Origin of the sequence: Allobosea sp. TAF32, from assembly GCF_052113585.1 — a bacterium.
Lineage (GTDB): Bacteria > Pseudomonadota > Alphaproteobacteria > Rhizobiales > Beijerinckiaceae > Allobosea.
In genome coordinates this window covers 78,518-90,974 of record NZ_JBFRDM010000008.1, presented here as the reverse complement: position 1 = coordinate 90,974, position 12,457 = coordinate 78,518, and the positions used below count along the sequence as shown (strand labels likewise).

Below are 12,457 nucleotides of genomic sequence, written 5' to 3'. Positions count from 1 at the left end.
CATCCGTTAAACCCAAAATTAACCATAGGCACAGTACGATTCACCCGTCTTCCTGATGGAGAAGGGCAAGGGTGCCCAGCATCGTCCCCAATGCTGCGGGCAACCACGCCGCGACGATCGGATTGACGATTCCCGACGATCCGAGTTCCTCCGACAGCTGCGTCGCAACATAGAGCACGAACCCGGCCGCGACGCCACCTATCACCAACTTAGTCACACCACCAAAGCGGAAAAATCTTAAGGAAACCGATGCTGCTACCAGCACCATGGCGATGAGCAGCAGCGGCCGCGCCATAAGTGCTTGATATCGCAGCTCATAAGGTGTCGTATCGAGGCCGGCACGCTGCGTCCGATCGATGACTGTGGGCATGGACCAGAACCCCACCGCATCAGGCGGGGTGAAGCTCTGTCGCATCTGTTCCGGCTCCAGGGTCGTCGCGACCATGTAGCTTGCGAAACTCTGTGGCTCTTGCGTGGCGGAGGTGATGCGCGCCTCGGCGAGCTCCCAGTTTCCCGGGAGCAGCACAGCCTGCTTCGCATCGACGCGTTCCTTGAAGGATCCGTCGTGGTTGAACATGAAGAACGTCACCTGAGACAGGCCATCCTCGTCCGGCAGGGCGCCGGCGGCGCGGATGATCGCCTGACCATCGACGCTGCGCTGCCTCAACCAGATATCTTGCGCGGCTCCCGTCTTGCCGCTCGCGCGGACGAACAGCCGGGTTTCGAGCGCGGTGGCCTTGCGTTTCAGATCAGCCGCGAGCGGGTTGTAGACCATGATCGAGATCAGGCCGATGACGCCTGCGACGGCTGCTGCGGGCTGAAGGAACTGCCAGGCGGAAACGCCGACCGAGCGCGCGACCACCAGCTCCAGCTTTCGACTTAGCGTCAGCAGCGCGAACATGCCGCCGAAGAGTGCGGCGAAGGGGAAGATCTGTTCGGCCACGGCCGGTGCCCGGAAGAGCGCGAGCTGCACGATCCGCGGGGTCGTCGCGATCGGGGAATCGCCGGCCCGGCGCATCAGCTCGACGAAATCGAGCGTGCCGATGAGGAAGAAGAAGGTGCTGAAGACGCTGAGGATCGCGCGGGCGAAGCGCTTGGTCAGATAGCGCCCGAAGGTCGAGAACAGGAGCATCAGGCGCGCCGGAAACGGGCCGCAAGATTGGCGAGCGGCATGGTCAGAGGGGCAGTGAACCGCGCCACGACGGGGCGCAGGCGCTCACCGTAGAAGATGAGGGCGAGCGCCAGCGTTATGGCCGTGATCGGCAGGATATAGAGCAGGGCGGCGGCGAAGGGCGAGCGGACGCTCGCCGTCCAGGCCGCATAGGCGGCGATGCGGGTTGCGCCGACGATCATGATTGCGGCCTGAATTGCCAGAGCCCGGCCCTGGCGGGTGGTTCGGGCTTCGCCGATCGCCGCGAAGGCGATCAGCATGAAGGCGAAGGGGTAGAGCGGCGCCGACAGCCGGTTGTGCAGCTCGGCGCGGAAGCGGCCTTCCTGAATCTTGTAGTAGCTCTCGTTCGGGTCCTGGTTGATGAGCTGCCAGGTCGAACGTTCGCGCGGCTTGTAGACCACCTTGTCGCCGTCGCCTTCGCCGGGGCCGCCGCTCGAATCGCCGGTCAGTGCGGAGAGATTGAGCGCGTACCGCTCGAACGAGATGATCGAGGTCGTGGTGGTGTTTTTGGCCTCGCGCTGGATGGTGCCCTTCTCGAGCATCAGGAAGCTCTGGCCTTCCGCTTCTACCGTTCGCCCGCGCTCGGCAAGATAGATCGATGGCTGCGCCGGGTCGCGGCGATCCTGCATGAAGATGCCGACCAGCGAATCGCCGGCCTTCTCGCGGTAGTGGAAGGTCACGCCGGAATCTAGCGAGACGAACTGCCCCTCCTTCACGACGTTGGCAACGAAATCGGCGCGGATCAGCGTGATGAGATCGCGCAGCATGCGGAAGCTCGCGGGCATCACCGAGATCGTCATCCACGCCACAACGACCGCGGTGATGGCGGTCAGGGCGAAGAAGGGCCGGACGATCCGGTGCGGCGCCACGCCGGCCGCGTTCATCACGATCAGCTCGGAATCGCCGTTGAGCTTGTTGAGGGTGTAGAGTGTCGACATGAACAGCGCGACCGGCGCGATGCCCGCGATCAGCGCCGGCAGCGACAGCAACGTGACGGTCAGGAAGATCAGGACCGTCTGGCCCTTGCCGGTGATGAGATCGACCTCGCGCAGGGCCTGCGTGACCCAGATGACCCCCGTAAGCCCCAACAGCAGCACGATCGCCGCACCCGCCGCGATCTTCAGGATGTATCGGTCGAGGCGGTTGAACAGCACGCAGCGCTTCCGGCAGTCGAGAACCGAAGATTCCCGAGGTGGTTCGTCGGACACCCCATATGGTATAGGCGCGTTCGCGGCGCAAACGGGAATCGTTTTTCGCCGGCCAACCCTGTGTCCTTCCCCGGCACTTGTCGCAAGATTGTGAGCGGATCATGTCCCAGCGCCTGAAGCTCGAGGTCAAAGCCCTGAATGCCGCGGAAGGGCAGGATCTCGTGATCCTGGTTTCGGACCGGCTCGCATTGCCGTCTGCAGCCGAGAATGCGGCGGGGCGCTCTGCGCAGGCGCTGCTGGCGCGAGCCGCCGCTGCCGAGCGCTACAAGGGCAAGGCCTATGCCGGGCTGACCTTGCCCGCTCCCGAGGCGGCCTCGTACGAGCGTCTGATCGTCGTCGGGATCGGGGATGCGGACAAGATTGACGAGCTTGATTTCGTCAAGCTCGGTGGCGCCATCGCCGGCCGGCTCGGTGCGGGGCGCACTGCGGACATCATCCTGGCGCTGCCGACGGGACCGATCGCGGCCGAGCATGGCGCCGAACTGGCGCTGGGCCTGAAGCTGCGCAGCTATGCCTTCGATCGCTACAAGACGAAGAGCAAGGACAAGGATGAGGCCGGACCGATCGCGGTGACGTTGCGCTCGGACGATCCTGCCGGCCTGAAGAAGGCACTGAAAGCGGCCGATGCCGTCGCCGCCGGCGTCGTGCTGGCGCGCGACCTCGTCAACGAGCCGCCGAACGTTCTTTATCCGGAGGAATTCGCCGATCGGGCCGCCAAGCTGAAGAAGCTCGACGTCGAGATCGAGATCCTCGACGAGAAGGATCTGAAGAAGATCGGCATGCGCGCGTTGCTCGGCGTGGGCCAGGGCTCGCGGCGCGAGAGCCGCGTCGCCATCATGCGCTGGAACGGCGCCGGCAAGGACGAGCAGCCCGTCGCCTTCGTCGGCAAGGGCGTGACCTTCGATACCGGCGGCATCTCGCTGAAGCCGGGCGCCGGCATGGAGGATATGAAGGGCGACATGGCCGGCGCCGCCTGCGTCGTCGGCCTGATGCATGCGCTTGCCGCCCGCAAGGCCAAGGTCAATGCGATCGGCGTCATCGGGCTGGTCGAGAACATGCCGGATGGGAACGCCCAGCGCCCCGGCGACATCGTCACCTCGCTGTCGGGCCAGACCATCGAGATCATCAACACGGACGCCGAAGGGCGGCTCGTTCTCGCCGATGTGCTCTGGTACACGCAGGAGCGCTTCAAGCCGCGCTTCATGATCAATCTTGCGACCTTGACCGGCGCGATCCTGGTGGCACTGGCTCAGGAGAATGCCGGCCTCTTCACCAACAGCGACGAGCTGGCGCATCGACTGACGGCTGCCGGCCTCGCGACCGGCGAGACGGTCTGGCGCATGCCGCTCGGCAAGGCCTATGACAAGATGATCGATTCGAAGTTCGCCGACATGAAGAACTCGGCCGGGCGCTATGCCGGCTCGATCACCGCCGCGCAGTTCCTGCAGCGTCATGTCAACGACACGCCCTGGGCGCATCTCGACATTGCCGGCACCGGCATGGGCGCCAAGGACAGCGAGATCAACCGCTCCTGGGGCCCCGGCTGGGGCGTGCGCCTGCTCGACCGGCTGGTGGCCGATCATTACGAGAGCTAAAGCGATCTCTGCAGAACGAACGGCAATGGTTTAGGAGAAAAGGGTTTCGATGGCCGAGATCCTGTTCTTCCATCTGCAGTCCCGCCCGCTGGAGCAGGTCCTGCCGACGATTCTCGACCGGGCGCTGTCGCGCGGCCAGAAGGTCGTCGTCGAGGTCTCGAGCCAGGAGCGCCTGAGCGTGATCGACGATCACCTGTGGGCCTATGCGGATGAGAGCTTCCTGCCGCATGTCACGGCGATGGAGGCGGACGCCGCGCAGAACCCGGTGGTCATCACGACCGAGGGCCACAATCCGAACGCCGCTCAGGTCCGGATCTGCGCCGACGGGGTTCGCATTCCCGACGCAATGCAGGACTACGAGCGCGTCGTCCTGATATTCGATGGAGACGATCCCGAGGCACTTGCCGCCGCCCGCGAGGATTGGAAGAAGGCCAGGGCCTCGGGCCATGCCGCCAGCTACTGGCAGCAGGACGATGCCGGCCGTTGGGAGAAGAAAGCGTGAGACTGCCTGTTCTGTTGCTCTGCACCGCGGCCCTTGCCGGCTGTTCGGTCGATATGGGCGGCTTCGCCTTCCAGTCCGAAACCAAGGGCGGCGTCACCACGACGCGGACGAGCAGTGCCAGCGCCGGAGTCTCGACGCAGGAGCCAGTGCTCACGCCTGAGGGCGATTGCAGCGTTGGCGCGTCGCTCGATCCCTCGACGCGCCCGCTGCCGAGCGAGATCGCTCCCGGCATCACCGAGTGCGAGCTGGTCAAGCTCAAGGGCGCGCGGCCGACCGATGTGCTGATCGGCGAGAGCGGCAAGGGCCAACGCGAGGTGCAGGTGCTCTACGCAGAGCCCGGCGGGCGCGAGATCTACATGTTCACCGACAACCGCCTGAGCCGGATCATCAAGCCGGGGCAGGGGTGAACGGCACATATCCGCATGTTCGGCCGGAGCTTCGGGCTTCGCCGTCTTTTTGACGCATGCTGTCGCGCCGCGAGCCGCAAAGAACATCCAGTGGCCCCGCCGTTGCGTTGGACTAAGATTTTCTCGGACGTCCAAAGCTGATGTCGCGTGGCGGAATCAGAAGGCCGATTCGAGGTTCAGGCCGATGTCTGGCTGCTCTCTCGATGTGCGGCGTGCTCAGGTAGCCAGGTCGCCAATGCGCTGCGACCTGTCTCGGTCAGCGCGTAGACGCCGCGGGCGGAGCGTTCGAACCAGCCATAGACGTTCCGGCGCAGGATCTTCTGGGCATCGGGGAGCGATGGCTTGAGATCGCGCGGGCGTTGCGGTGCCGATGCCATCGCTGCGGCACAGGCGAGCGCCTGCTGGCGATAGGCTGTCATGATGGGCTTGCGCGTGCCTCCGCCGGCGACGGGGTCACCCCGGCGCCGCTTGTGCTCCTCCACCAATCTCGAGCGCCGGCGGGGATCCCTCCGCGGCGTAGGCGCGGTCGGAGAGACCAGGATATCGACATGGCCGGATTTGGAGACGCCGAGCAGACCGAATCCGAGGCGCCGGCAGAGATTGCGATATCTCGGATCGCTTTCGCGGCCCTTGCCCTTGGCTGAGAGCTGGGCCGCCAGCCAGATTTCATCGCCGAGGCTCATTCGCTCCACGCCCTGCAGAATGAGCTCCAGATTGAACGTCAGCTTCAGCTCGCCGATCACCACGACAGCCGGATCATCATCCCGAAGCCCGACGAGATCGCAATGTCCGATCTCCCCTTTGACGGAATAGCCCAAGCCCTCGAGGAAGCGCTTGACGGGCAGATAAAGAGAGGTTTCCACACCGCATCTCCGGACAACGCGTCGAGCATGCCCTCACAGTCGTTTCAGAGAGGCAAACGCCGTCCTGAGCAGGGCGCGGCGCCTCCACCGGCAGAGCCCGCGGGCGCGCCGGCAGACGGGCTCGATCCCTGATCCGGATAGCGCTTGGGCCGTGCCCTACGCGCTCTCCAACTCCTCGCCGAGCAGCAGCCATTCCTCCTCGGCGGCGGTCAGCGCCTCCGCCAGCTCGGCGCGCTGGCGCGAGATCTGCAGCGCCTTCTCGGGCTCGCGGGAGAAGGCGCCGTTGGCGAGAGCCGCGTCGACCTTCTCGATCAGCCCGGTCAGCTTGGCGATGCGCGCTTCCGCAAGGTTGAGCTTTTGCCTGAGCGGCCCCTGCGCCGCCCGCTTCGTGGCGGCCTCCTTGCGCTCGTCCGTCTTCGGCTTGGCGGCTCCCGCTTCAGCGGCGGGCTTGCCGCGCCGTTCGGCCTTGGCGCTGTCGAGCACGAAGGCACGGTAGTCCTCCATGTCGCCGTCGAAGTTCTTCACCGTGCCGTTCGCCACCAGCCAGAGCCGGTCGGCGCAGGCCTCGATCAGGAAGCGGTCGTGGCTGACGAGAATGACGGCGCCGGGATAGTCGTTGATTGCCGTCATCAGCGCGGTGCGGCTGTCGATGTCGAGATGGTTCGTCGGCTCGTCGAGGATCAGCAGATGCGGGCCGTGGAAGGTGGCGAGACCCAGCATCAATCGGGCCTTCTCGCCACCCGAGAGCAGCTTGACCGGCGTATCCGCCTTGCTGGCGGGAAAGCCGATCTGCGCCGCCTTGGAGCGGACCTTGGCCTCCGGTGCATCCGGCATCAGGTCGCGCAGATGGCCGACCGGCGTATCCTCCAGCCGCAGCTCGTCAAGCTGGTGCTGGGCGAAATAAGCGGTTTCGAGCTTGCTCGACTTCTTCATCTCGCCTGAGAGCGGGGCGAGCCTTCCGCCGATCAGCTTGCAGAAGGTCGATTTGCCGTTGCCGTTGGAGCCGAGCAGGGCGATCCGGTCGTCCGGGGCGAGGTTGAGCTTGAGCCGCGACAGAACCTTGCGCTCGCCATAGCCGGCGCTGGCGTCGTCCAGAACGATCATCGGCGGCGAGAGCGGTTTCTCCGGCCCGGGGAAAACGAAAGGCTGGACGTCGCGGTCGACGATCGCGGCGATGGTCTCCATCTTCTCCAGCCGCTTCACGCGCGACTGCGCCTGGCGCGCCTTCGTGGCCTTGGCCTTGAAGCGATCCACGAAGGCCTGGAGATGCTTGCGCTCGGCGTCCTGCTTCTCCTTCGCGCGGGCGAGCTGCATCTGCTTCTCGGCGCGCTGCTTCTCGAAGGAGGAATAGCCGCCGCGATAGAGCGAGAGCTTGCCCTGGTCGAGATGCAGGATGTGGTCGACGCTGGTATCGAGCAATTCGCGATCGTGGCTGATGACCAGAACGGTGTGCGGATAGCGCTCCAGATAATCGTAGAGCCAGAGCGTGCCTTCAAGATCGAGATAGTTGGTCGGCTCGTCGAGCAGCAGCAGGTCGGGTTCCGAGAACAGCACGGCCGCGAGCGCGACGCGCATGCGCCAGCCGCCCGAGAAATCGGAGCAGGGGCGCTGCTGCGCCTCCTCGTTGAAGCCGAGGCCGTGCAGCACCATCGCGGCGCGCGCCGGCGCGGAATGGGCGCCGATATCGGCGAGCCGTGTTCCGATCTCGGCGATGCGGTGCGGGTCGGTCGCGGTCTCGGCTTCCTGCATCAACGCAGTGCGTTCGGTGTCGGCGGCGAGCACGACCTCGATCAGTGATTCCGGGCCGCCGGGCGCTTCTTGCGCCACGCCGCCGATGCGCCGGCCCTTCGGCAGGCTGATATTGCCGCTCTCGGTGCCGAGATCGCCGGTGATGATCTTGAACAGGGTGGTCTTGCCGGTGCCGTTGCGGCCGACGAAGCCGACACGTGCGCCGTCCGGGATCGCGGCGCCGGTATGGTCGAGCAGCAGGCGCTCGCCGAGGCGATAGGTAATGTCGTTGATCGTCAGCATGGCCGCCGGTTTAGGCGGTTTGCGCATGAAAACGCAATGCACGGCCGGAATATCAGGCCTGACGTCACTGTTTCGTCACAATCTTGCCACGGGACGGCCCGCACTCGCCTTCACCCAACGGAACCGGAAGTCGTTTCCGATTCGCGAGGCTGTCTTCGATGCATGCCTACCCGTTCGATGTCGCGTCCCGCCACGTTTCCTCACTGGCGTCCCTGATGATCTGCCTGTCCATCATCCTCTGCAGCGCCGCCGCGCTCACAGCGATCGTCCCGTTTTCCTGACGTTGCGTCGGCTTGCCTTGGGGCAGGGCGAGCCTGGCCGGGGGTCGGGGATGCGGCTTGTCGCGCCGCGGGTGAGCCGCTAACGCTGGCATCATGGCACGCATCGCTTTCTACACCGGCTCCTTCGACCCCGTGACCAACGGCCATGCCGACGTGATCGCCGCGGCGGCCGGGCTCTGCGACAAGCTGGTCGTCGCCATCGGCGTCCATCCCGGCAAGACGCCGCTTCTCTCCGTCGAGCAGCGCGCCGAACTGGTGCGTATTGTCGCGACGCCGCTGCTGGCGGCGAAGGGGGCTGTGCTCGATGTCGTGACCTTCGACGATCTCGCCGTCGATGCGGCACGCCGCGCGGGGGCCTCGCTCATCATCCGCGGGCTGCGCGACGGCAGCGATCTCGACTACGAGATGCAGATGGCGGGCATGAACGGGACGATGGCGCCCGAAGTGCAGACGGTGTTCCTGCCGGCCTCGCCCGGTGTGCGCTACATCACTGCGACACTGGTGCGCCAGATCGCGGCGATGGGCGGGGATGTCTCGCCCTTCGTGCCCGCGCCGGTACTTTCCGCGTTGAAGGCGCGCTTCGCCAAAAACTGAAGCAGCACTCTTGGCCGGCGGCCAAATAGATCGAGGCGAAGGGCACACAACTTCGCCACGTTCCGTGGCTTTCTGCTGATTTTGGTTTGCATTTTGCCGAGAGCGATGGTGTCTCTCAGATGAAGCGACTCGTCGTGCAAGTTCTTGCGCGACGCCCTCCGACAGGTTTTCCGATGCGTCTCTCCCGCTATTTCCTGCCCCTCCTGCGCGATACGCCCAAGGAGGCGGAGATCGTCTCGCACCGGCTGATGCTGCGTGCCGGCATGATCCGCCAACAGTCGGCCGGCATCTACTCCTGGTTGCCGCTGGGCCTGCGGGTGCTCAACAAGATCAATGCGGTGATCCGCGAGGAGCAGAATCGCTCGGGCGCCATCGAGATCCTGATGCCGACCATCCAATCGGCCGATCTCTGGCGCGAGAGCGGGCGCTACGACGCCTATGGCAAGGAGATGCTGCGCATCAAGGACCGCCATGACCGCGAGATGCTCTACGGCCCGACCAATGAGGAAATGGTCACCGACATCTTCCGGAGTTACGTCAAGTCCTACAAGGACTTGCCGCTCAATCTCTATCACATCCAGTGGAAGTTCCGCGATGAGGTGCGCCCGCGCTTCGGCGTGATGCGCGGCCGCGAATTCCTGATGAAGGACGCTTATTCCTTCGACATCGACAAGGACGCTGCCCGCCACGCCTATAACCGCATGTTCACGGCCTATCTGCGCACCTTCGCGCGGCTCGGCCTCAAGGCGATCCCGATGCGCGCCGATACCGGCCCGATCGGTGGCGATCTCTCGCACGAGTTCATCGTGCTCGCCTCGACCGGCGAGAGCGAGGTCTTCTGCCATAGCGACTACCTGACATTCGATACGCCGGCGGCCGACACCGATTTCGACAGCGTTTCCGGACTGCAGGGCGTCGTCGACAAGTGGACGAGCCTCTATGCCGCCACCGAGGAGATGCACGACAAGCCGGCCTTCGAGGCGATCCCCGAGGGCAAGCGCCTTTCGGCGCGCGGCATCGAGGTCGGCCACATCTTCTATTTCGGCACCAAATATTCCGATCCGATGGGCGCGACCGTGACCGGTCCGGACGGCCAGCCGGTGCCGGTCCATATGGGCTCCTACGGCATCGGCCCGAGCCGCCTCGTCGCGGCGCTGATCGAAGCCGGCCATGACGATGGCGGCATCGTCTGGCCCGACGAGATCGCGCCCTTCGATGTTTCCGTCATCAACCTCAAGGTCGGCGACGCGGCGACCGACGGCGCGGCCGAGCAGATCTACAAGCACCTGCTCGCCAAGGGCTACGATGCTGCGCTGGACGATACTGACGACCGGCCGGGCGCCAAATTCGCCACTGCCGACCTTATCGGTGTGCCCTGGCAGATCATCGTCGGGCCGAAGGGCCTGGCCGAGGGCAAGGTCGAGCTGAAGCGCCGTGCGGGCGGCGAGCGCGAGCTCGTCTCGCTCGAAGCCGCGCTCGACCGCTTCAAGGGCCGGACGGCGTGACGGAGCGCCGCGCCAAAGGTCCTCGCATGGTCAGAGCCGCTTCATGAGCGCTGTCGCCGAGAATGCCGCCATTCCGACTGGAACGAAGCCCTTCGCCGGCTTCGAATGGCTGCTGGCCGGGCGCTATCTGCGCACGCGCCGGCGCGAGGGCTTCGTCTCGGTCATCGCCGGATTCTCGTTCCTCGGCATCCTGCTCGGCGTCGCCACGCTGATCATCGTGATGTCGGTGATGAACGGCTTCCGCAAGGAACTGCTGGAGAAGATCGTCGGCGTGAACGGGCATATCTTCGCCACGCCGATCGACCGGCCGCTCGACGATTACGACAGCGTCGCGCTGAAGCTCTCCAAGATCCCCGGCGTCAAGCTTGCGATCCCGCTGGTCGAAGGCCAGGCACTGGCCTCCTCGCAGACCGGCAATAACGGCGTACTGGTCCGCGGCGTACGCGAGGTCGACATCAAGGCGATCCCCTTCATCGGCGGCAATATCAAGTCGGGCACGCTCGACGGCTTCGACAGCGGGACGCCGGGCGTCGCGATCGGCCGGCGCCTCGCCAATGCGCTGGGCATCCAGGTCGGCGATACGATGACGCTGGTCTCGCCGCAGGGGGCCTCGACGCCTTTCGGCACGGCGCCGCGCATCAAGGCTTATCCGGTCAAGGCGATCTTCGAGATCGGCATGACCGAGTTCGACAGCACCTTCGTCTACATGCCGCTGGTCGAGAGCCAAGCCTATTTCAACCGCGACGGCGACGTGAACGTCATCGAGATATTCGTCGACAATCCCGACCGGACCCAGTCCGTCCGCGATGCGATCGAGGCCGATGCGCCGCGCCCGCTCGTGCTTTCGGACTGGCGTCAGAGGAATCGCAGCTTCTTCAACGCGCTCGAAGTCGAGCGGAACGTGATGTTCATCATCCTGACGCTGATCGTGCTGGTGGCGGCGCTGAACATCGTCTCCGGCCTGATCATGCTGGTGAAGGACAAGACCGCCGACATCGCGATCATGCGGACGATGGGGGCGACGCGCGGTACGGTGCTGCGCGTCTTCCTGATCACCGGCGCGGCGATCGGCGTCATCGGCACGGTCGCCGGCCTCATCCTCGGCGTGCTCTTCGCCAACAACATCAAGTCGATCATGGCGGCGCTGAACTGGATCACCGGCGCCAATCTCTGGGACCCGACGGTGCGCTTCCTCAGCGACATCCCCTCGGTCATCGACTGGCGGGAGGTGGTGAGCGTCGTGCTGATGGCGCTGACGCTGTCGCTGCTGGCGACGCTCTATCCGGCCTGGAAGGCGGCGCGCCTCGATCCGGTCGAAGCGCTGAGGATGGGCTGATGGCGCAGGAGATGCCCGCGCTCTTCCTCTCGCAGGTCGAACGCTTCTATCCGCAGAGCGACGCGCCGCTCGAAGTGCTGCGCCGGGCCGATTTCGCGCTCTGGCCGGGCGAGGTCGTCGCGCTGGTCGCGCCGAGCGGCACCGGAAAGTCGACGCTGCTGCATGTCGCCGGCCTGCTGGAGAAGCCCGATGCCGGCGAGGTCTTCGTCGGCGGGCTCGCCACGACCAAGCTCGACGATGCCGGGCGCACGCGCCTGCGCCGCACCGAGATCGGCTTCGTCTATCAGTTCCACCATCTCCTGCCGGAGTTTACCGCGCTGGAGAACGTCGTTCTGCCGCAGCGCATCCGCGGCCTGCCGCGCGATGAGGCGGAGGAGCGGGCATCGGAGCTTCTGACCTTCCTGGGTCTGGGCGAGCGGCTGGATCATCTGCCGGGTGAGCTCTCGGGAGGCGAGCAGCAGCGCGTCGCCATCGGCCGCGCCGTCGCCAACGGGCCGCGTCTGCTGCTGGCTGACGAGCCGACCGGCAATCTCGATCCGCATACCTCGCAGCATGTGTTCGGCACGCTGATGGCGCTGGCCCGGGCTTCGGGGCTCGCGGCGCTGATCGCGACGCATAATCTGCAGCTGGCGAGCCAGATGGACCGGCAGGTCACGATCCGCGACGGGCTCGTCGTACCGCTGGATTGAAGGCGCTGCCGTCTTCCTGGGAGATGGCAGGCTCGCGCGTCCAACGAAGGAGACGATGCGGAAGCGCATCGTCGTTCCCCGGCTTGGCCCGAAATCCATCGCTGAGCGCGGAACCTTACGATGGATGTCGGATCGGCGCTGCCGGAGGTGGCTTGTCCGGAATGACGGCGCGGTTGCCGCGCTCTCCCGATCTTAACGCGCCCACCCAGATCTTAACGGGCCCACATTGCCGTTAGGCAGCCGTTAACCGCCCCGGCGGCGAGCGTGTCCCACGC

At 65.5% G+C, this 12,457-nt stretch carries 11 protein-coding genes; 7 read left to right on the top strand and 4 right to left on the bottom strand.

Annotated elements, in window-relative coordinates; all coding sequences use genetic code 11:
- Window positions 1-40: 40 nt before the first annotated feature.
- Entirely contained in the window at window positions 41-1,132 is a 1,092-nt protein-coding gene (gene lptG, locus AB4Z16_RS17510) for an LPS export ABC transporter permease LptG (protein WP_441512644.1), read from the bottom strand.
- Window positions 1,132-2,325: an LPS export ABC transporter permease LptF gene (gene lptF, locus AB4Z16_RS17505; protein ID WP_441512643.1), complete on the bottom strand. Its 1,194-nt coding sequence runs from the start codon at window positions 2,323-2,325 to the stop codon at window positions 1,132-1,134. Before lptF ends, lptG begins: the two co-directional genes overlap by 1 nt.
- Window positions 2,326-2,480: 155 nt before the next feature.
- Here lptF and AB4Z16_RS17500 point away from each other — a divergent pair, with 155 nt between their 5' ends.
- From AB4Z16_RS17500 to AB4Z16_RS17490, 3 genes are read left to right on the top strand one after another with little or no spacing between them, the layout of a single operon-like run.
- Window positions 2,481-3,974 (top strand): leucyl aminopeptidase, encoded by a 1,494-nt coding sequence (locus tag AB4Z16_RS17500; protein ID WP_441512642.1) that lies wholly within the window; start codon window positions 2,481-2,483, stop codon window positions 3,972-3,974.
- 49 nt (window positions 3,975-4,023) lie between these two features.
- Window positions 4,024-4,476: a DNA polymerase III subunit chi gene (locus tag AB4Z16_RS17495; protein WP_441512641.1), complete on the top strand. Its 453-nt coding sequence runs from the start codon at window positions 4,024-4,026 to the stop codon at window positions 4,474-4,476.
- Complete coding sequence (locus AB4Z16_RS17490; protein WP_441512640.1) at window positions 4,473-4,883, top strand: hypothetical protein; 411 nt, start codon at window positions 4,473-4,475, stop codon at window positions 4,881-4,883. The genes AB4Z16_RS17495 and AB4Z16_RS17490 overlap by 4 nt, the downstream gene beginning before the upstream one ends.
- A 176-nt stretch (window positions 4,884-5,059) precedes the next feature.
- Here the strand turns inward: AB4Z16_RS17490 and AB4Z16_RS17485 are convergent, their stop codons facing one another.
- Together AB4Z16_RS17485 and AB4Z16_RS17480 are read right to left on the bottom strand one after the other, a co-directional pair.
- Window positions 5,060-5,746, bottom strand: coding sequence for a DUF2161 domain-containing phosphodiesterase (locus AB4Z16_RS17485; protein WP_441512639.1), 687 nt, complete (start codon window positions 5,744-5,746; stop codon window positions 5,060-5,062).
- A gap of 156 nt (window positions 5,747-5,902) precedes the next feature.
- On the bottom strand, window positions 5,903-7,777 hold the full coding sequence (locus AB4Z16_RS17480) for an ABC-F family ATP-binding cassette domain-containing protein (protein WP_441513072.1): 1,875 nt from the start codon (window positions 7,775-7,777) through the stop codon (window positions 5,903-5,905).
- Window positions 7,778-8,151: 374 nt separating this feature from the next.
- Here AB4Z16_RS17480 and coaD point away from each other — a divergent pair, with 374 nt between their 5' ends.
- From coaD to AB4Z16_RS17460, 4 genes are all read left to right on the top strand, one after another.
- Window positions 8,152-8,652 (top strand): pantetheine-phosphate adenylyltransferase, encoded by a 501-nt coding sequence (gene coaD, locus AB4Z16_RS17475; RefSeq protein ID WP_441512638.1) that lies wholly within the window; start codon window positions 8,152-8,154, stop codon window positions 8,650-8,652.
- Window positions 8,653-8,825: 173 nt separating this feature from the next.
- Entirely contained in the window at window positions 8,826-10,157 is a 1,332-nt protein-coding gene (proS, locus tag AB4Z16_RS17470) for a proline--tRNA ligase (RefSeq protein ID WP_441512637.1), read from the top strand.
- Between the two features lie 43 nt (window positions 10,158-10,200).
- Entirely contained in the window at window positions 10,201-11,493 is a 1,293-nt protein-coding gene (locus AB4Z16_RS17465; protein WP_441512636.1) for a lipoprotein-releasing ABC transporter permease subunit, read from the top strand.
- Window positions 11,493-12,182, top strand: a complete 690-nt coding sequence (locus tag AB4Z16_RS17460; RefSeq protein ID WP_441512635.1) for an ABC transporter ATP-binding protein — start codon at window positions 11,493-11,495, stop codon at window positions 12,180-12,182. Before AB4Z16_RS17465 ends, AB4Z16_RS17460 begins: the two co-directional genes overlap by 1 nt.
- Window positions 12,183-12,457: the final 275 nt, after the last annotated feature.

What these genes read in the sequence shown, in the direction of transcription:
- AB4Z16_RS17495 (WP_441512641.1), top strand. Translation starts at nt 4,024, where the DNA reads ATGGCCGAGATCCTGTTCTTCCATCTGCAGTCCCGCCCGCTGGAGCAG.
- AB4Z16_RS17465 (WP_441512636.1), top strand. Translation starts at nt 10,201, where the DNA reads ATGAGCGCTGTCGCCGAGAATGCCGCCATTCCGACTGGAACGAAGCCC.
- AB4Z16_RS17460 (WP_441512635.1), top strand. Translation starts at nt 11,493, where the DNA reads ATGGCGCAGGAGATGCCCGCGCTCTTCCTCTCGCAGGTCGAACGCTTC.
- proS (WP_441512637.1), top strand. Translation starts at nt 8,826, where the DNA reads ATGCGTCTCTCCCGCTATTTCCTGCCCCTCCTGCGCGATACGCCCAAG.
- lptG (WP_441512644.1), bottom strand. Translation starts at nt 1,132, where the DNA reads ATGCTCCTGTTCTCGACCTTCGGGCGCTATCTGACCAAGCGCTTCGCC.
- AB4Z16_RS17500 (WP_441512642.1), top strand. Translation starts at nt 2,481, where the DNA reads ATGTCCCAGCGCCTGAAGCTCGAGGTCAAAGCCCTGAATGCCGCGGAA.
- coaD (WP_441512638.1), top strand. Translation starts at nt 8,152, where the DNA reads ATGGCACGCATCGCTTTCTACACCGGCTCCTTCGACCCCGTGACCAAC.
- AB4Z16_RS17480 (WP_441513072.1), bottom strand. Translation starts at nt 7,777, where the DNA reads ATGCTGACGATCAACGACATTACCTATCGCCTCGGCGAGCGCCTGCTG.